The organism is Zobellia barbeyronii (assembly GCF_018603515.1).
GTDB lineage: Bacteria > Bacteroidota > Bacteroidia > Flavobacteriales > Flavobacteriaceae > Zobellia > Zobellia barbeyronii.
Genome location: NZ_JACATN010000001.1, coordinates 243002 through 260771, shown reverse-complemented (window position 1 = coordinate 260771; position 17770 = coordinate 243002). Strand labels below are relative to the sequence as shown.

17 protein-coding genes are annotated in these 17770 nt (G+C 37.3%); 3 read left to right on the top strand and 14 right to left on the bottom strand.

All coding sequences use genetic code 11. From position 1 onward, the window contains the following. Positions 1 to 82: 82 nt before the first annotated feature. On the top strand, positions 83 to 1477 hold the full coding sequence (locus HW347_RS01070; RefSeq protein WP_214610114.1) for a peptide MFS transporter: 1395 nt from the start codon (positions 83 to 85) through the stop codon (positions 1475 to 1477). Here HW347_RS01070 and HW347_RS01065 read toward each other — a convergent pair. The 5 genes from HW347_RS01065 to surE all read right to left on the bottom strand — a co-directional run bounded on the left by HW347_RS01065 (position 1474) and on the right by surE (position 6430). Then, positions 1474 to 3501: a ComEC/Rec2 family competence protein gene (locus tag HW347_RS01065; protein ID WP_214610113.1), complete on the bottom strand. Its 2028-nt coding sequence runs from the start codon at positions 3499 to 3501 to the stop codon at positions 1474 to 1476. The genes HW347_RS01070 and HW347_RS01065 overlap by 4 nt on opposite strands. Next, entirely contained in the window at positions 3502 to 4053 is a 552-nt protein-coding gene (locus HW347_RS01060; protein ID WP_214610112.1) for a C40 family peptidase, read from the bottom strand. Positions 4054 to 4099: 46 nt separating this feature from the next. Further along, positions 4100 to 5212 carry a lipid-A-disaccharide synthase gene (lpxB, locus tag HW347_RS01055; RefSeq protein WP_214610111.1) on the bottom strand — a complete coding sequence of 371 codons (1113 nt, stop codon included), beginning with the start codon at positions 5210 to 5212 and terminating at the stop codon, positions 4100 to 4102. 89 nt (positions 5213 to 5301) lie between these two features. Beyond that, positions 5302 to 5586: a hypothetical protein gene (locus HW347_RS01050; RefSeq protein WP_214610723.1), complete on the bottom strand. Its 285-nt coding sequence runs from the start codon at positions 5584 to 5586 to the stop codon at positions 5302 to 5304. A gap of 67 nt (positions 5587 to 5653) precedes the next feature. Further along, on the bottom strand, positions 5654 to 6430 hold the full coding sequence (gene surE, locus HW347_RS01045; RefSeq protein WP_214610110.1) for a 5'/3'-nucleotidase SurE: 777 nt from the start codon (positions 6428 to 6430) through the stop codon (positions 5654 to 5656). 191 nt (positions 6431 to 6621) lie between these two features. Here surE and HW347_RS01040 point away from each other — a divergent pair, with 191 nt between their 5' ends. Further along, complete coding sequence (locus HW347_RS01040) at positions 6622 to 8766, top strand: carboxy terminal-processing peptidase (protein ID WP_214610109.1); 2145 nt, start codon at positions 6622 to 6624, stop codon at positions 8764 to 8766. 54 nt (positions 8767 to 8820) lie between these two features. On the opposite strand, the gene HW347_RS01035 is transcribed toward HW347_RS01040, so the two are convergent. The 4 genes from HW347_RS01035 to msrB all read right to left on the bottom strand — a co-directional run bounded on the left by HW347_RS01035 (position 8821) and on the right by msrB (position 10980). After that, positions 8821 to 9327: a peptide-methionine (S)-S-oxide reductase gene (locus HW347_RS01035; RefSeq protein WP_214610108.1), complete on the bottom strand. Its 507-nt coding sequence runs from the start codon at positions 9325 to 9327 to the stop codon at positions 8821 to 8823. Positions 9328 to 9448: 121 nt separating this feature from the next. After that, positions 9449 to 9862 carry a DoxX family protein gene (locus tag HW347_RS01030; protein ID WP_214610107.1) on the bottom strand — a complete coding sequence of 138 codons (414 nt, stop codon included), beginning with the start codon at positions 9860 to 9862 and terminating at the stop codon, positions 9449 to 9451. 106 nt (positions 9863 to 9968) lie between these two features. After that, positions 9969 to 10526: a peptide-methionine (S)-S-oxide reductase MsrA gene (msrA, locus tag HW347_RS01025; RefSeq protein WP_214610106.1), complete on the bottom strand. Its 558-nt coding sequence runs from the start codon at positions 10524 to 10526 to the stop codon at positions 9969 to 9971. Further along, complete coding sequence (msrB, locus tag HW347_RS01020) at positions 10516 to 10980, bottom strand: peptide-methionine (R)-S-oxide reductase MsrB (protein WP_214610105.1); 465 nt, start codon at positions 10978 to 10980, stop codon at positions 10516 to 10518. Before msrB ends, msrA begins: the two co-directional genes overlap by 11 nt. A 237-nt stretch (positions 10981 to 11217) precedes the next feature. On the opposite strand from msrB, the gene HW347_RS01015 reads away from it, so the two are divergent. Beyond that, positions 11218 to 12024: a DNA/RNA non-specific endonuclease gene (locus HW347_RS01015; protein WP_214610104.1), complete on the top strand. Its 807-nt coding sequence runs from the start codon at positions 11218 to 11220 to the stop codon at positions 12022 to 12024. A 41-nt stretch (positions 12025 to 12065) separates the two neighbouring features. Here HW347_RS01015 and rodA read toward each other — a convergent pair whose 3' ends face one another. The 5 genes from rodA to HW347_RS00990 form a co-directional block, all read right to left on the bottom strand. Beyond that, complete coding sequence (rodA, locus tag HW347_RS01010) at positions 12066 to 13349, bottom strand: rod shape-determining protein RodA (RefSeq protein WP_155598085.1); 1284 nt, start codon at positions 13347 to 13349, stop codon at positions 12066 to 12068. Between the two features lie 3 nt (positions 13350 to 13352). Beyond that, complete coding sequence (locus tag HW347_RS01005) at positions 13353 to 15275, bottom strand: peptidoglycan D,D-transpeptidase FtsI family protein (RefSeq protein ID WP_214610103.1); 1923 nt, start codon at positions 15273 to 15275, stop codon at positions 13353 to 13355. Positions 15276 to 15320: 45 nt separating this feature from the next. After that, positions 15321 to 15725 (bottom strand): rod shape-determining protein MreD, encoded by a 405-nt coding sequence (locus HW347_RS01000; protein ID WP_317195297.1) that lies wholly within the window; start codon positions 15723 to 15725, stop codon positions 15321 to 15323. Positions 15726 to 15819: 94 nt separating this feature from the next. Further along, positions 15820 to 16641 (bottom strand): rod shape-determining protein MreC, encoded by an 822-nt coding sequence (gene mreC, locus HW347_RS00995; protein WP_214610102.1) that lies wholly within the window; start codon positions 16639 to 16641, stop codon positions 15820 to 15822. A gap of 89 nt (positions 16642 to 16730) precedes the next feature. Beyond that, complete coding sequence (locus HW347_RS00990; protein WP_155598089.1) at positions 16731 to 17759, bottom strand: rod shape-determining protein; 1029 nt, start codon at positions 17757 to 17759, stop codon at positions 16731 to 16733. Positions 17760 to 17770 lie beyond the last annotated feature (11 nt).

The following is a 17770-nucleotide window of genomic DNA, read 5'->3' as shown; positions in this document are numbered from 1 at the left end:
GGTGAGCCCGATTAAAAAAGAGTACTTTAATCGGCTCTTGAGCTAATCTTGATAGAAATCAATTTAACAAACAACAAAATTTATGGCATTAGTAGAAAAGGCACCGCATGAAAAGGAGCTGTTCGGGCATCCGGTAGGTTTATATATTCTATTCTTTACTGAAATGTGGGAGCGGTTTTCGTACTACGGAATGAGAGCACTCTTTACCTTGTTTTTGGTTGCCGAAACCACATCCAGTAACGCTGGTTTTGGATGGAGTAATGATGATGCGTTGGCTCTCTATGGTTGGTATACTATGTTGGTCTACGTTTCCTCAATTCCTGGAGGATGGATTGCCGATAGGTTTTTGGGACAAAAAAAGACCGTAATGGTTGGTGGTGCGCTACTATGTATTGGGCATGCCATATTAGCAATGAATTCAGAGACTTCATTCTATGCTGGGTGTTTCTTTATTATTCTTGGTGTGGGCTGTCTTAAGCCTAATATTTCTTCTATGGTAGGTGGGTTATATAAGCCTAAAGATGAAAGACGTGACCTAGGATTTTACATATTTTATATGGGAATTAACATAGGTGGTTTTCTTGCACCTATACTATGTGGTTACGTTGGAGAGAACATAAACTGGCACTATGGTTTTGGTTTAGCTGCTATTGGTATGTTCTTTGGACAGGCTGTTTATGTTTGGGGTCAGAAATATTTAACTCACGTAGGGAATCTTATCAGCAGGAAGAATGTGGAGGATCGAGAAATTTTGGATAGACCGCTATCTCATATAGAAAAGGATAGAATAAAGGTGCTTCTGATTTCATTCTTACTGATTATTTTATTTTGGGCTGCGTTTGAGCAAGCTGGTGGACTTATGAATCTTTACGCTATGCAGAAAACAGACCGTAATTTCTTTGGTCTGTTTGAGATTCCTGCATCAGTTTTTCAATCTGTAAATTCATTTTTCATCGTTACACTAGCAACCGTTGTGGGTGCATTTTGGTTAAAATGGCGAAAGGCTGGCAAAGAATCATCATCAATTTTTAAAATTGCCGTAGGTATGGTTATCATGGCGCTTGGTTTTGGTTTTATGAGTGCAGCATCCTTGCAATATGAAGCTAACGGTTCATCTGCCATGTACTGGTTGATCTTTGCTTATCTATTGCATACTATTGGTGAGCTTTGTGCCTCTCCGGTTTCCTTATCATACATTACTAAATTAGCACCCCTTAAATATGCTTCTATAATTATGGGAATGTATTGGGCTGCCACAGGTTTAGGTAATAAGGTGGCTGGTTTAATTGGGCAGGCTTCACAATCTTTAGGTGAGTTCGAAATTTTTACTGGAATAGCTGTTATCTGGTCTATTATTGGAATTTTGGTGATTATAATGCTAAAACCATTAAAAAGATTGGCTCATGGAGCAGAAGATGACGAAGCTAAAATTTCGGATGATGGACAAGAAAATTTTGGAATAGAAGAGCACGTTTAATTAGACCGTTCAAAATAATAAGCTCCCTTTTCGCCAGTTGCGTGAAAAGGGAGTTTTGTTTTTAGGCAGGTTTGTTTCCATCTATCTATATAAGAGGTATAGTTGCTACCATCTGCAATAATATACTTTGGTCGAAGTGCAGTAATTGCCCTTTCAAGATTCAGTTTGGGGGATTGTGTAAGAATGAGATAATCAACAGGTATTTCTGTTTTTTGATACACGCCAAGGCTATCAATGACCAAAACGGTCTTATTCTGCCACAAATAGCTGTTCTTAATTGTAGAGTAGGAGATGTTAGAAATTCGCTCAGCAACGCTGTAATCATCAATTATGTTATCTAGACGTGTGGTATCATTAGCTGTAATCACTAAAGTTCTTGCGTTTTGATACATCAGCGCTGTGTTTTTAGTTTGATGCGCAAGAAACAGCAGGTTCTTTTCCGAAGTTTGGTAGTCGGTATAAATTCCCCACAGTTGAAACCCTATAATGAATGTGGCAAGTGCAATAACCTTTTTAAAGTTGGGACGGGTAAATAGAATCACACAACAAAAAAGGATTCCATATGCCAGGACCATTTGGACAGCATCAAAAGAGATATTTTTAAAAATAAAAGCCTCCTGTTGAGCAACCCAACTAATAACCCAATTCATCCAACCAATTAAAGTGTTATAGATAACTACTAAAAAATTGGGTAGTGAATCTAATAATGATAATAAGATTACGAGAATGCCCATCCCTAAAGTAACTCCCAATGCTGGAACAATTAGCAAATTGCTAATAAAAAATAGACCCGGAAATTGATGGAAATAAAATAAACTTATAGGTAGTACGCCCAGTTGTGCAGCTATACTAACGGATAGTAGTTGCCAAATTTTTCGGACAATTTTGTTCTTTGGGAACCACAATTTCTGTAAAAGCGGATAGAGCCAAACTATGGCTAAGACGGCTGCATAACTCATTTGAAATCCTACCTGAAAAAGAAGGTTTGGATTTATAACCAATAGGATGAAGAACATGGATAAAGCGAGAATGTTAAATGTGTTCTTGGGGCGATTCAGGTACATGCTATAGGCCACAAAGGAAAACATGGTCACCGCTCTTACCACGGATGCAGATAACCCTGAAAGCAAAGCGAAGCCCCATAACAAAATTACGATGAAGACTAGTTTTAAGGTCTTGCCTTTTGGAAGTCGTTCAATAGGTCGTAAAAGAAACTGCAATAACACTAAAAGAATTCCAATGTGGAGTCCCGAAACAGCTAGAATATGAACGGCTCCGGCATTTTTGTAATCCGTGTAGGTCTCTTCTGAAATATCGTTACGCTGACCGAGGAGTAACGCCTGTATAATACTTAATTCATCTTTTCCAAAACTAGCTTTTCGTAGTTGGATGATAATGTGGGTTCGAGCCTTTGCGGCCATGCCATATATGGTAACAGAAGGATTTTTAATAGGGATAAAATATTCTTTGCCTAGCAGAAACTGATGTGATATCCCTAAACCTTTTAAGTAGTTTTTATAGTTAAATTGATGAGGGTTTAATGGCCCTCTTATTTCTTTTGGAGAACCGTAGAAAACCAATTCATCATCAACTTGAAGCCTTTGAAGAGAAGAGTCAGTTACAAAACTGAGTAAAATCTTTCCTTCGGAATATTTTTCATCTAATGCTCGTATTTTGGCAATATACCTATCGGAAAAGGAAGTTGGTTTCAGTACCTCTGCTACTTTTACACGCCAAGTGTGAGAGCCGGAAAAATCGTGGTTAAGATAATGATCTGCTTGGTTTTCTGGTAGTGAGAGCGTTGTAGCTAAAACACCAATGCCTAAAGTAGTAAGAACGGTTAAGTAACCAAAAATAGGGGATACATTCTTTTTGTCCGTGAAACGTAAAATACCTAAAACTAAAAGAAGAATAAGGCAGGTTGATAAGAGGAGGCGTACGTCTAATTGGAAATAATTACCAACTACAATGCCCAAAATCAAAACTAATGTGAGTTTTATGGGTATGAAGCGCAGTAACTTCATTTATAGAATTCTAGTGGCTTTTATAAATGCGCTGCTCCAATAGCCTTCTCGCAGGGAAGATACCATTACCCCTCGTGAAGAGGATGCATGAACGAATTTAATTTCATCGTTTTTCACGGAAACAACCATGCCTACATGATTAATACGTTTACTACGTTTACTTGTTTTAAAGAAAAGTAAATCTCCTTTTACGACATCTCGTTTACGAACGTTTTTACCCTCTTCGGCCATATGATATGAAGTGCGCGGTAGCTTAATATTATTTTCTCCAAAAGCTACATAAAGTAGTCCCGAGCAGTCCATTCCTTTTTTAGTTGTCCCGCCATACTTGTATCTAACACCCGAAAATTTTAATGCAGAATGGATAACGTCATCTGCTTTTGAGTGCTTATTAGAAGCAGGTTTTCTAACCGGTGTGCGTTCTCTTTTTGGAGTCTCGGTTCTTGCCGCCACTGTTATTTTGCGAGGTTGCCTCTGTGCTACTTTCTTTTTTGAAGACCCACAACTGGCAACAAGACAAATAATTAGAATGAAAAAGAGTTTACGAATCATGTAAGCGATTACTTTTCTTGATAAGCATCAAGGGTATATACCAAAATTAAACATTTTCTATTATACGGGTTGCGGCATTTTCACTTGCCCCTCTACCACCCAGTTTTTTTTCTAGCTCATTATAGGCTTGAATCTGTGTTTGGCGGGCTGGTCCTTCAAGTATTTTATTCAGTTCGGTTCGGAGGTTATTGGTAGTCAAATCGTTTTGAATAAGCTCTTTTACAACCTCTTTTTTCATAATGAGGTTTACGAGAGAGATATACTCTAGGGTAATAATGCGCTTGGCAATCTGGTATGATAACCAATTGGCTTTGTAACAAACAACCTGTGGTACTTTAAAAATGGCAGTTTCTAGAGTGGCAGTTCCGCTAGTGACCAAAGCTGCATGAGAAATACTCAAAAGGTCGTATGTTTTATTAGCTATGAAATTTACGCTTGGGTTTTTGAGAAAAGGTTGATAAAAATCCAAATCAAGACTAGGTGCCCCTGCAATTACAAATTGATACGCGGAAAAATCTTTAACTACAGATAGCATTAAGGTGAGCATCTTCTGAACCTCTTGCTTTCGGCTTCCAGGCAATAAAGCAATAATTGGCTTTTTAGGGTCTAAATTGTTTTCCTTTCGGAATTTCTGTTCATCAACCGCATCTCTATCTTCAATGGCATCAATAAGAGGGTGGCCAACAAAGTTAACTGGGTAATTGTGTTTCTTTTCGTAAAAATCTTTTTCAAAAGGAAGAATAACATGCATGGCATCAATGTCTCTTTTGATGTCTTTTATACGGCCTTCCCTAGAAGCCCAGATTTGTGGTGAAATATAGTAATTGGTCTTAAACCCTTGTTCTTTGGCCCATTTGGCAATACGTAGATTAAATCCGGAGTAGTCAATAAAAATAATAACGTCTGGCTGAAATTTCTGAATATCGGCTTTACAAAATTTAATGGCTTTGGCTATCGTGCCTAAATTCACCAATACTTCTAGAAAACCCATAAAGGCCATCTCTTTGTAATGCTTTACCAAAGTGCCTCCTGCATTTTGCATAAGGTCACCTCCCCAAAAACGGATATCTGCCTCAGGGTCTTTGGCTATAAGGGCTTTCATAAGGTTAGAACCGTGTAGGTCTCCTGATGCTTCGCCTGCTATTATATAGTATTTCATTACAAATTAGATACAGTTTATACCTGCCCTTTAAAAGGAGAACTCGGTTAGAGGGAAATTCGTATGCCCCTTTCCGTTAAATTTATGACTTAAAATATTTTATAGTATAGAATTGCCAGTGCAGTAAGAAGTGTGGCTATTAGAACACCTTTTGCTCTGTTGTCTCTTCTTAAGCGTAAAAAGCCAAAGAATGCAACAAGATTTAGAATAGCACCTAAGGCCAAAAGACTGCCAACATGACCTTGTTGTACTGCCGCCTTAAATGTGTCAGCTATACCAAACTCTGAAAAGAATAAGATATAAAGCAGGGTGCCAATGGTATTGGCGATAATCCCAACCACGAATCCAATGGCTAGTTCTTTTTTAACATTCATGTTTTTTAAGTTCATTCAATGGTATTTGGTCATGCAAAGGTATGCTTCTGTGATAAATAATGGTTAGTTATTCAAATTGCCACCCGTTCAATTGTTGGATTACATGATGCGCAGTAAGATCAAACTGGGTAGGTACAACGGATACATAATTGTTGGCTAACGCCCACTCATCCGTATCTTCGCCTTTGTCCAGTAATTCAAATTCGCCTGTAAGCCAATAGTAATCCTTACCACCTGGGCTAGTGCGTTTATCAAATTTCTCTTTCCAGTTGGCTCGTGCCTGTCGGCAGATTTTTATTCCTTTAATATCTTCTTTTTGAGCTTTTGGAATATTTACGTTTAGAACAACCCCTTTTGGGATTCCATTGGCCAAAGATTCGCTAACTATTTTTTTAATAATTTCTGCGGCTTGGTCAAAATCGGCATGATATGAGTAATCGCATAGAGAGAAGCCAATTGCAGGAATACCTTCAATACCAGCCTCAATGGCAGCACTCATTGTTCCTGAATAAATAACATTTATAGAAGAATTTGATCCGTGGTTAATACCGCTCACGCAAATATCTGGTTTGCGATCTAGTAGTTCTTGGAGGGCCATTTTTACACAATCTGCAGGTGTACCGCTGCAACTATGTTCCTCTAGGGCACCATGTTTTTCGTCTACAACAATTTTATTTGCAAACAATGTATTGTCTATGGTTATAGCGTGTCCTTGACCCGATTGCGGACCGTCTGGCGCAACTACCACAACATCGCCTAATTCCTTCATGTACCGTATCAGAGCGCGTATGCCCGGAGCGGTAATTCCATCATCATTTGTAACTAAAATTAAAGGTTTTTTCATACCAAATACTTTATGGGACAAAAATACGTTTACAGAACACAACGACCTAAGTTCGTTTAACAAAAAATTAGTGTATTAGCTCAAAAGGTGGCATGGTTTTTTCAGTATCTTAGGGAATTCATTACTTTTAAGTGTGAAAATCTCAATCTTCCCCAAGATTGGCCATTTTAAAAATTTCGAAAAAAAAATATATGAAAAGGAATCTTGCCTATTCTCTTTTGGTAATGCTAATATCGGTTGCTTCGTGCAGTTTTACCAATCAGTCTTTTGAAACCGATGATAAAGATAAACTGCTTTTAGATCTAATTACTTATGTACTAGAAAAGGGTCATTATGAGCCTAAGAACATTGACGATGATTTTTCGGTAAGTGTTTTTGAGGATTTTATTGATGTTTTAGATCCTACTAAAAGATATTTCTTGGAAGAGGATATCAATGAATTTGAACAGTACAAATTTCAATTAGACGATCAAATTAAAAGTACGGACATCTCTTTTTTCAATCTTGTATACGATAGACTTATACAACGTATGGAGGATGCTAAAGTAATGTACAAAGAGGTTTTAGAAAAACCTTTTGATTACAGTAAAAAGGAAAGCATCAATATAGATTATGAGAAAATGACTTTTGCAGCTTCAAGAAAGGAGTTGAAAGAGCGTTGGAGACAACAACTTAAATATGCAACTTTAGGAACCTATGACTCCAAAATGAAAGGAGTTAAAAGAGGTGATGCTGCTGATACAAAAGAAGGTTCTGAAAAGTCAAAACCAATGACGCCAAAAGAAGCTGAAAAATCTTCGAGGGAATCTACACAGAAGACCTTAGATGAATTTTTTGATTTTGTAAACGATCTTGAACGTAAGGATTGGTTCGTACAATACATAAATACTATTGTAGATGAATTTGATCCACATACGTATTACTTTGCTCCTGATGAAAAGGATAAGTTTGACACTAGTATGTCGGGTAAATTTGAAGGTATTGGTGCACGTTTGCAGAAAAAACCAGAAGGTGCAAAAATTGTTGACATTATTTCTGGAGGTCCCGTATGGAGAGATGCTCGTTTAGAAGTTGGTGACCAAATTATGAAAGTAGGTCAAGGTGGCGAAGAGCCAATTGACATTGTAGGTATGCGTTTAGATGATGCTATTAAATTAATAAAGGGACCAAAAGGTACTGTTGTTGCTCTTACGGTTCGTAAAATAGATGGATCTTTAGACACGGTAGAACTTACAAGAGATGTTGTTGAGTTGGAAGAGTCTTTTGCCAAGTCAGCAAATATTATCAAGAGCGATGAGAAATTCGGTATTATTGATTTACCTAAGTTCTATGTTGATTTTGATGATTACACGGAAAGAAACGCGGCTTCGGATGTGGCTAAAGAAGTAGAAAGGTTAAAAGAAGAAGGCGCTGAAGGTCTTATTATAGATTTAAGAGATAATGGTGGCGGTTCGTTAAAGACCGTTGTTGAAATGGCAGGTCTTTTTATAAAGGATGGTCCAATAGTTCAAGTACGTTCTTCTGGAAAAGGTAAGGATGTATACGATGATAAAGATGAGCGCATTCAATGGGATGGCCCACTTGTAATACTTGTTAATGAATTATCTGCCTCTGCTTCAGAAATTTTGGCAGCTGCTATGCAGGATTATAAGAGAGCTATTGTTATTGGAAGTAAGCAAACTTTTGGTAAAGGAACCGTACAGAACGTAATTCCTTTAGATAATATAGTTCGAAGCAATGAACATGGCGATTTGGGAGCTATTAAATTAACTACCCAGAAGTTTTACCGTATAAACGGTGGCTCTACTCAGTTAGAAGGAGTGAAGAGCGATGTGGTCGTTCCGGACAAGTATAGCTATATTGATTTAGGAGAAAGAGATCAGGCAAACCCTTTAAAATGGGATAAAATTTCTCCAGCAGATTATAAGCCATGGGACGGTTATATAGATTATGAGCAGACTGTTGCCAACAGTGCTAAAAGAATGGCAGGTAACGCTCAGCTTAAATTAATCGAGGAAAACGCCAAGTGGTTGAAATCTGAAAGTGACGAAATGGAAATTTCTTTAAACTATGATGCCTACCGTGCAGATGAAAAAGAGCACAAGAAAAAAATGGATTACTTTAAAGCCATTGGTGAATATGATTCTAAACTATCTTTTGGGTCATTGAAGTATGAAGAAGAATTGTTTACGAAAGATTCTGTATTGCGTGAAAAGCGCGACAGATGGCACAAGAATTTAGCTAAAGATGTTTATGTTGAAGAAGCTGTAAACGTTCTTGAGGATTTAAAGAACAATAGTCTTAAACACGGTAAATTGGCCGCTGTAAAAGGATAATAAGAATAATACTAAATTGAGAAGCCCTGGTACTGTAAGGTATCAGGGCTTTTTTTATGTCGTAATTTTTACTACTACATCTGCCTTTGTATGTTCTCTATATTTAGCAAGTAAGAGTTGTAGTTTAGGATTAATGTGTTTCTGGCAAAATGGTTTTTCAGGATTGTTGTAGTAATAATTTTTGAACTCTTTTTGAGATGGTTTAAAAGCCTTAAAAGGGAATACCTTGGTAATCAGTGTATCATCAAAACTAGTTTGTAGCTCGTTTAAAATATGATGCGCTTCATTTGTTTGGTCTGATGAATAAGTATAGACCGCAGAGCGATATTTGTTACGCATACTATGATTAGAAGTGCTTTTGTGTGTATGTAGATGTATTTCAATAAGGTCTTTTAAGTCGATGACGATTGGGTTGAAATGAACAATAATCGCTTCGGAGAAAGCACTATAATTTCCTGTTGATGAAATAAAACCTTGCTCAACTTTAGTTACTCCTTTTAATGATTGAAAAACCGCTTCTGTGCACCAATGGCAACCTCCGCCTAAAGCTATTTTATCCATAGAAGATATTTGTTCCTTTTGTCGTAATGTTCTCGCTGAACTTCCTACTATCCTAAAAATAAAAAGACCTGCTGGAAAAGCAGGTCTTTTAAGTCGCAAAAATAAAGCTGTAGCGCCCAAATCATGCTACAGTTTTTAGCGTAGGTTGAGTATATATATCTTTTGAAGTTATTTTACTTTGTTCAGTAAGTCTTTTGTTTTGTACGTAGGTTACATAAAGTGCTATAATACAAAATACGGCAGAAGCTCCGTTTCCATCTTTAATCATTAGGTGTGCTATAATACCAAATACAAAGTTTAGAAAGAATCCGGCAAAAGCCCATTCACGAATCCAATTACTTTTGCTGAAAACAAGAGTGGTTAGCCCTAGTAATTGGGCAGCTCCTAATACAAATATTAAATATGACGGGTATCCTAATTCTGCAAACTTTGTAACTACAGCTTCGTAGTTGAAGAAAGAATTGGCTACAGCGTAAATGATAGCCAAAGAAAACAAAGAAAGCGCAATACGGTAGTAAAGTTGTGTGGTTTTCATAGAATTGGGTTTTAAGATTGTTTGGTAAAATTACTTTCTTAAAACCCATTTCTTGAAGACAGGCAGACCAAATACGGTTTCCTGTAGACTAGTGGCGTAAAACTGGTTACGAGCTAGTTTGTGGCTGTTTTAGTTTGTCGCCGTGCATTTTCCTTAACTTGGCTAGCTTAGGCGTAATTACCGCGCTACAATACCCCTGCGAAGTGTTATTGCGGTAATAGTCTTGGTGATGCTCTTCTGCATCATAGAAAGTAGGCAGCGGGCTTAATTCCGTAACAATAGGGTCATCAAAGTAAGAAGCCAATTCTTTTATTACAGTTTCGGCCACTGCTTTTTGGGTGTCATCATGAAAATAAATTACAGAACGGTACTGCGTACCCACATCACCACCTTGACGGTTAAGAGAAGTAGGGTCATGGCTTGTCATGAACACAATCAGTAAATCTTGATATGAAATTACTGAAGGGTCAAAAGTAACTTGTACCACTTCTGCATGACCGGTTAAGCCGGAACAGACTTCTCTATACGTAGGCTTGCCCGGTGCGTTGCCACCTGTATAGCCAGAAACTAATTTCTCTACACCTATTAATTCTTGTAAAACTGCTTCTATACACCAGAAGCACCCACCACCAAGGGTGGCTATTTCTAAATTTTTATTGCTCATTTTTAATGCTTTCTTTTTGTAATTGCATTGATTCTGAATTAATACAGTAGCGCAGTCCGCTTGGTTCTGGGCCATCAGGGAAAATATGTCCCAAGTGGGCATCGCAAGTGTTACACATTACCTCTACGCGTATCATACCAAAAGAGGAATCTTTATGATATTTAATAGCGTTTTCTTTTATAGGTTGTGTAAAACTAGGCCAACCAGTACCAGATTCAAATTTAATAGTAGAATCAAACAAAGGTGTGTCACAACAGATACAATTATACTTTCCTGCATCATGTGCACTACATAGGGCACCGGTATGTGCTTGCTCTGTACCTTTCTTTCGGGTGATTCTAAACTGCTCAGGAGTAAGAAGTTCGCGCCATTCGGCCTCGGTCTTCTCCACTCTTTTGTCTGGTTCGGGATTTCCTTTTACACTAAAATTGATTACATCTTTCCATGTAAGCATAACTTTCCTTTCTTTAAACTAATTCGTTACGTGAATTAGATAATACAAAATAAATACATTGCACTTTATGAAGTGTGCTTATTTGTCGAAAATTTTAGCTTTCCCTTACAGTAAAAAGCCACCCAAACGAATAGCCTTATATATTTGATGGTGTTATGGTTGTTTCTGAACCTTAAAAACAAATAGTGTGTCCGCTCTCTCTGGCTTAACCTAAAATTTGTTCTATTTTTGAACGGAATGAAAAGAAAAACAATTTATACCATTTTGACCATCTGCTGCGCAATAGGCTTTTGGTTGTTCGAAAATTTTTATACTCCGGACACGTATTCACAGCAAACAGAAGACGGTCCTAAAACTTCTGTAGCGAGTAATTTAATGCCAAGTTCTACAACAGGGGATGTAGTTAAGCATAGCCATTTTATGCTTTCTTACAATGAACCGTTTGAACAAGCAGAATGGGTGGCGTATACTTTAAAGAAAGAACACTTAACGCATGATGATCGTAAACGACCATATTTTATTGAAGATCCAAAAGTGAGAACTAAATCTGCGGATTGGCGAAATTATAAAGGTTCTGGATATGACAGAGGCCATTTGTGCCCTGCAGGAGATAGAAGGTTTACCAAGCAGGCGTATAATGAAACTTTTTATACCAGTAATATAAGTCCGCAAAACCGTGAATTTAATGCGGGTGTTTGGAATGAGTTGGAAATGCAAGTACGTATGTGGGCCAAGCAGTACGGAGAAATTTTTGTTGTCACAGCTGGTGTTCTAGAAAATGGGTTAAAAGAGATTGGTGATGAAGATGTAGATGTGCCTAAGTATTATTATAAAATAGTAGCTAGAGGCAAAGGTGATAATTTAAAGATGGTAGCTTTTTTGATGGAAGGAAAACAGAGCTCAAAACCTTTAAAACAATTTAGCGTTCCCGTTGATGAGATTGAAAAACGCACAGGTATAGATTTCTTTGAGAAACTCCCTAAGCAACAGCAGAACCAATTAGAAAGTAAGGTTGATACTGGAAGCTGGAAGTTTAAATTCTAACCTGTAAATTTTTGCTTTACCAGATATGGGAACCCCTAGGTTTAAATACCTTCCTTTAATCGGTTTGCATCTAGTTTTAAGAAAATAAACAGTAAGGCCGTAAAGAATAATAGTCCTGAACCTCCATAACTAAAGAAGGGTAGGGGAATACCAATTGTAGGTAATACGCCTATTACCATACCAATGTTTATAAAGTAGTGCACTAGCAATATGGAAATAACGCCATAACCGTACATTCGGGCAAATCCTGTTTTTTGACGCTCCGAGAGGTAGACCAGGCGCAACAATAAAAAAGTAAAAAGTAAGACAACCGTTGCGGTTCCTAAAAAGCCCCATTCTTCACCAACGGTACTAAAAATATAATCCGTGTGTTGCTCGGGTACAAAATCACCTTTGGTTCGGGTTCCTTCCAGAAAACCTTTTCCGAAGAAACCACCAGATTCAATAGCCTTTTCAGACTGATAGGTGTTGTAACCTATAGTTTTTCTAATATGTTCTAATTTGGCAGGGTCCTTTTCTAATCGTAACCAGAGACTAAAACGATCTCGGTGACGTTGTTCAAAAACATTGTTAAAAACAAAATCTACAGAAAGCGAAAATAAAATGGTCAGAACCACGGCTATTACAGTGGGAATGATTGGAACTCGAAATTTTTTCTTTTTTAGAAGGAAGAAAATCACCAAGATCAATGCAATACTGATTGTAATCCAAATGGTACCAAACATCAATGTAGTTACAAAGACCATGATAGCAAAAAAGACAATCCCCAGATAGTAAATTGGAAGCCCTTCTCTAAAGATTACAAAACTTAACGAGAAGAAGACTAGCGCACTACCAGGATCCGGTTGTGGTATAATCAATATAGCTGGTATTAGTATAATCAGGAAGGCGTAAAGCTGATCCTTATTTCGTTTTATATCTGTCTGAATATCACTCAGATACTTTGCTAGTGCCAAGGCTGTCGCTACTTTGGCTAGCTCAGAAGGTTGTAGGTTAAAAAATCCTAAATCGTACCATGAGGTAGCACCTGCAATAGTTTTACCAAAAACAAACAAACCCAGCAGCAATACCATGGATATGATGTAGAGCACACTAGAGAAGCGTTCGTAAAAGTTGGCCTCTAGAGCTAGTAGAATTACAATTGATGCAAAGCTGGTAAGGATAAAGAAAAGCTGTTTGCCGTGTAATGTCCCAAAATCGAATATAGAAGAATCGCTTTCGGAAAAGGTACTTGAATAGATGTTTACCCACCCAATAGTTAATAAGAGTACGTAAAATAGAACAGTAAGCCAATCAAGACGTTTGAGGACACTTTTGCCGGTCATATGCTATTCTTCTGATTGGTTGTTTTGCAATTTATATACACTAGAATGCTTACTCCAATCGTATTCGTTTATTTTGAATTCTTTACCGCTATATGGTTTGGCATATTCGTGTTCCAAAGTTCTTTCTAACATCCTTTTTTCAAGATCTGTCCGAGTAATCTCTCTCTTTATATATTTTTCAATCATTAAAGAGGCGATATGGCCTGCATATCTAGAGCCATAATATCCGTTCTGAATATATACGGCAATTGCAATTTTGGGATTATCTACAGGGGCAAAGGCTACAAAAACGGAGTTGTCCGTTAACTGAGTTCTAACGCTATCTATTTTAACGTAGTTTTCTACTGTACCTGTTTTTCCTGCAATTTCAATACCGGGAATCTGTACGTACTTAGCTGTTCCTTTATGGTAAACATCTGCCATACCCTGAATTACAGGTTCAAAATGTCTTTTGTCTATCGTGGTGTATTTAGGCTCTACAAAATCTGGAATATCAATTTTTTTCCCATCTACTTTTTTAAGCACATGGGGCGTAAAGAAATATCCTCTATTGGCAATTGCAGCCGTCATGTTTGCCAATTGTATTGGTGTAACATTTACTTCTCCTTGGCCAATGGCATTAGAGTATGTGGTGGTGGCAGACCATCTTTTGTCTCCTACTCCGTACCATTTGTTGTAGAGATCAGTGCTGGGAACAGTACCTGGTCTTCCTGTATAAAGGTCAGAGCCCAAATAAGACCCTAAGCCAAAACTTTTGACATGCTTTTCCCAAGCATCCATAGCTTCACTATTGGAAGGGAATTGCTCGAATATCTTTTTGTAAACACCTACGAAATAGGCATTACACGATAGGTATATTCCATTATTCAAGTTTCTTGCTCCACCTCCACAGTGGCAGCCTTTTTTATGTCTACCAATAAAAAAACCATGATGACATGTAAAAGATGTAGAAGGTGTGATGGCTCCTTCTTGTAATGCAATTAGGGCATTAATAGCCTTAAAGGGAGATCCAGGACTTTTTTCAAAAGAAATAGATCTATCAAACGTTGGTTTTGAAATAGAGTCGTAATGTAATTTACTATAATTAGCAGACCTTTTTCTACCTACTAAAAGTGATGGGTCATAGGTAGGACCTGAAATCATAGACAATATTTCGCCCGTAGCAGGTTCAATGGCAACAATGCCACCCCATTTACCAACCATAAGTCTTTCGCCATATTCCTGTAGTTCTTTGTCAATAGTTATATTGATTTCAAAACCTTGTTCAGGTAAGGTATCCAAAGTTCCATTTTTATAAGGACCAATATCTCTGTTGAAACGATCTTTTTGAATATACTGTACGCCTTTTCTGCCTCTTAAAATATCCTCGTATACCTTCTCTACTCCTGTACGTCCGGTAAGTTCACCTTGAACATAGTATGGGTTTTTGGTTAAGTCTCTTTCGTTTACCTCACTAATGTAGCCTAAAACATTAGCGCCGCTATTGGTGTCATAGTAGCGTAAAGATCGTTTTTGGATATAGAAACCAGCGTAATGGCGCATTTTCTCCTGAAGCATTGCATAATCTTCTTTGGAGAGTTGTGGTACAAAAACCGAAGGTAATCTTGGGGAATAGATTCTGGCTTTTCGTAATTCTTTTTTAAATTTTTCTTTATCAATTTTAAGAAGTCCACAGAGCTCTAAAGTGTCTAATTCGCGAACCTCACGAGGAATAACCATGACATCATATGCTGGGTCGTTACCAACCAAAAGCTTACCGTTCCTATCATAGATGTAACCACGCTCTGGATAATCATAGACCCTTTTTATAGCGGGATCTTCCAAAACTTGGTCTGGCGAAAAGCTGAATATCTGCAGATAAGAGAGTCTGCCGAGAAACGTAATGCCAATGATTACGATAATGGATGATAATAACAACTTTTTCATCTTAGATGAAATTTTAATTTAAGGAGTTTATACTTTTTTGCTTTTTTACTCTTTACGGACACTGAACAGTGAACCAAATAATAAGCAAAGAATAAGAGTTGCGGTGCCCGTAGCTAATACTTTCTTCAAAATTAATAGGAAATTAGCCAAACTAAAAATTTCCAGCGTAAAGAAAACAAGGTGATGTACTATAATTAATAACGCCAAATACGTAATTTGTTGTACCCTAGTGGTATTACTTAATTTAAAACTTTGAAATTCAAAGTTTACACCAAAAACAAATCTCATTATTGCGGGCCTCATGTAAGCTATGGTAATGGTAGATGCCGCATGTATAGCCATAGTGTCCGAAAAGAAATCTATCGCAATCCCTAATAAAAAGCCCAAACCAATGAATGCTGCTCTGTTCTCCTTTATAGGGTACCAATAAAGAAATAAAATATAAACCATTGGGTTAATGAAGCCGAAAAAATTCAACTTATTGAACACTAGTACTTGTACTAGTACCAATAGTATAAAACGAATGACATTTAAGAAGTAATAATTACTGACCATTTGTCTCCGTTAGTTTTTCTAGTTTTAAAATTTCTTCGCGATAAGAATTATCTATTATATAGACGTTCTTAATATTGGTCATATCATTAAAAAGTGCCACATCTATAGTATAAAAACTTTGAGACGTATTTAAATCAAATTTTCTAATGGTACCAATAGGAATGTTTTCAGGAAAAATACTACTCATACCTCCGGTTACAATGGTGTCACCAATAGTTAGGGGTACTAATCTGGGTATATCTATCAATTGTACCACATTGTACCTTTTTGTGTCCCATACTAAGGAACCAAAATGATCTGTGTTTTTTATTTTGGCATTAATGTTAGATTTCTCGTTCAGAATAGACTGTACGGTAGCAAAGTTTTTGGAAGTATTCTCTACAATTCCTAAAATACCCTGACTGGTTATAACACCCATATCTGGTGCAACACTGTCTTTGCTTCCTTGGTCAATAGTTATATAGTTACGAGGATCCGCAAAACTATTTTTAATGACTTTACCAGTTGTAATCGTATAAGTTAATTGAACGGAGTCTAAGACAATAGTGTCTAATTCTTTCTTATTGAAAAGTAACTTGCGCAAGTTTTGATTCTCTCGCATAAGCTTTTGGTTCTCAGTATCAAGGCCAAAATAGGTAGAAACATCATTAGAGGTTTCTAAAATATTGCCAGTAATCCAATTAGAAGAATTGAAAAAACGCGACTGGTGATACGAATGCGATTGAATCGTAAAGCCCAAAGAAACAATCATCAAGAAGACATAAAGAAGGAAATTCTTATATCGTATGATAAAATTGATGATCTGCTGCATTCACTATTAGATTTGGTGAAACCTGCGAAGCAATTCCGAATGGAAATAAAGTTTAAAACCTTTTGAAATCGCCCCGAAATCTTTAGGTTTTATTTGATAAGGATACTCTTGTAGCGCTCTAAGTTTTTAAGTGCTATACCTGTACCTCTAACTACTGCTCGTAGCGGGTCTTCGGCAATGTATACAGGTAGGTCTGTTTTTTGTGATAACCTTCTGTCAAGTCCACGTAGCATAGAGCCACCGCCAGCTAAGTAAATACCGGTGTTATAAATATCGGCAGCTAGTTCTGGAGGTGTTTGTGAAAGTGTCTCCATAACGGCATCTTCTACACGAAGTATAGATTTGTCCAATGCTTTAGCAATTTCACGATATGAAATCTGAACTTGTTTAGGCTTACCAGTTAATAGATCACGACCTTGTACAGATTTTTCATCTGGTGGAGTCTGTAAATCTTCTGTAGCAGAACCTATTTCTATTTTTATGCTTTCTGCGGTAGCTTCACCTACATAAAGGTTGTGCTGTGTACGCATGTAGTAAATAATGTCATTAGTGAAAACATCACCTGCAATCTTTACAGATTTATCGCAAACAATACCACCTAAAGCTATTACGGCAATTTCTGTAGTACCACCACCTATATCAACAATCATGTTTCCTTTAGGTTGCATGATATCTAGACCGATACCTATAGCTGCTGCCATTGGCTCGTGAATTAAGTAAACTTCTTTGCCATTTACACGTTCTGCAGATTCTTTAACCGCACGCATTTCTACTTCTGTAATACCAGAAGGAATACAGATAACCATGCGCAATGCAGGTGGAAACCATTTTTTCTTTAAAGCAGGAATGTTCTTTATGAACATATTGATCATCTTCTCAGAAGCATCAAAATCTGCAATAACCCCATCTTTTAACGGACGGATAGTCTTAATGTTTTCGTGAGTTTTACCTTGCATCATATTGGCCTCTTTGCCAACGGCGATGATTTTGCCAGAAATACGGTCTCGGGCTACGATAGATGGACTATCTACAACGACCTTGTCATTGTGTATGATTAGGGTGTTCGCCGTACCTAAATCGATGGCGATTTCCTCAGTCAAGAAATCAAAAAATCCCATTTGTAATCTGT

Bases quoted from the DNA above. Each gene is read 5' to 3' on its own strand.
- HW347_RS01070 (WP_214610114.1), top strand. From the start codon at position 83: ATGGCATTAGTAGAAAAGGCACCGCATGAAAAGGAGCTGTTCGGGCAT.
- HW347_RS01065 (WP_214610113.1), bottom strand. From the start codon at position 3,501: ATGAAGTTACTGCGCTTCATACCCATAAAACTCACATTAGTTTTGATT.
- HW347_RS01060 (WP_214610112.1), bottom strand. From the start codon at position 4,053: ATGATTCGTAAACTCTTTTTCATTCTAATTATTTGTCTTGTTGCCAGT.
- lpxB (WP_214610111.1), bottom strand. From the start codon at position 5,212: ATGAAATACTATATAATAGCAGGCGAAGCATCAGGAGACCTACACGGT.
- HW347_RS01050 (WP_214610723.1), bottom strand. From the start codon at position 5,586: ATGAATGTTAAAAAAGAACTAGCCATTGGATTCGTGGTTGGGATTATC.
- surE (WP_214610110.1), bottom strand. From the start codon at position 6,430: ATGAAAAAACCTTTAATTTTAGTTACAAATGATGATGGAATTACCGCT.
- HW347_RS01040 (WP_214610109.1), top strand. From the start codon at position 6,622: ATGAAAAGGAATCTTGCCTATTCTCTTTTGGTAATGCTAATATCGGTT.
- HW347_RS01035 (WP_214610108.1), bottom strand. From the start codon at position 9,327: ATGGATAAAATAGCTTTAGGCGGAGGTTGCCATTGGTGCACAGAAGCG.
- HW347_RS01030 (WP_214610107.1), bottom strand. From the start codon at position 9,862: ATGAAAACCACACAACTTTACTACCGTATTGCGCTTTCTTTGTTTTCT.
- msrA (WP_214610106.1), bottom strand. From the start codon at position 10,526: ATGAGCAATAAAAATTTAGAAATAGCCACCCTTGGTGGTGGGTGCTTC.
- msrB (WP_214610105.1), bottom strand. From the start codon at position 10,980: ATGCTTACATGGAAAGATGTAATCAATTTTAGTGTAAAAGGAAATCCC.
- HW347_RS01015 (WP_214610104.1), top strand. From the start codon at position 11,218: ATGAAAAGAAAAACAATTTATACCATTTTGACCATCTGCTGCGCAATA.
- rodA (WP_155598085.1), bottom strand. From the start codon at position 13,349: ATGACCGGCAAAAGTGTCCTCAAACGTCTTGATTGGCTTACTGTTCTA.
- HW347_RS01005 (WP_214610103.1), bottom strand. From the start codon at position 15,275: ATGAAAAAGTTGTTATTATCATCCATTATCGTAATCATTGGCATTACG.
- HW347_RS01000 (WP_317195297.1), bottom strand. From the start codon at position 15,725: ATGGTTTATATTTTATTTCTTTATTGGTACCCTATAAAGGAGAACAGA.
- mreC (WP_214610102.1), bottom strand. From the start codon at position 16,641: ATGCAGCAGATCATCAATTTTATCATACGATATAAGAATTTCCTTCTT.
- HW347_RS00990 (WP_155598089.1), bottom strand. From the start codon at position 17,759: ATGGGATTTTTTGATTTCTTGACTGAGGAAATCGCCATCGATTTAGGT.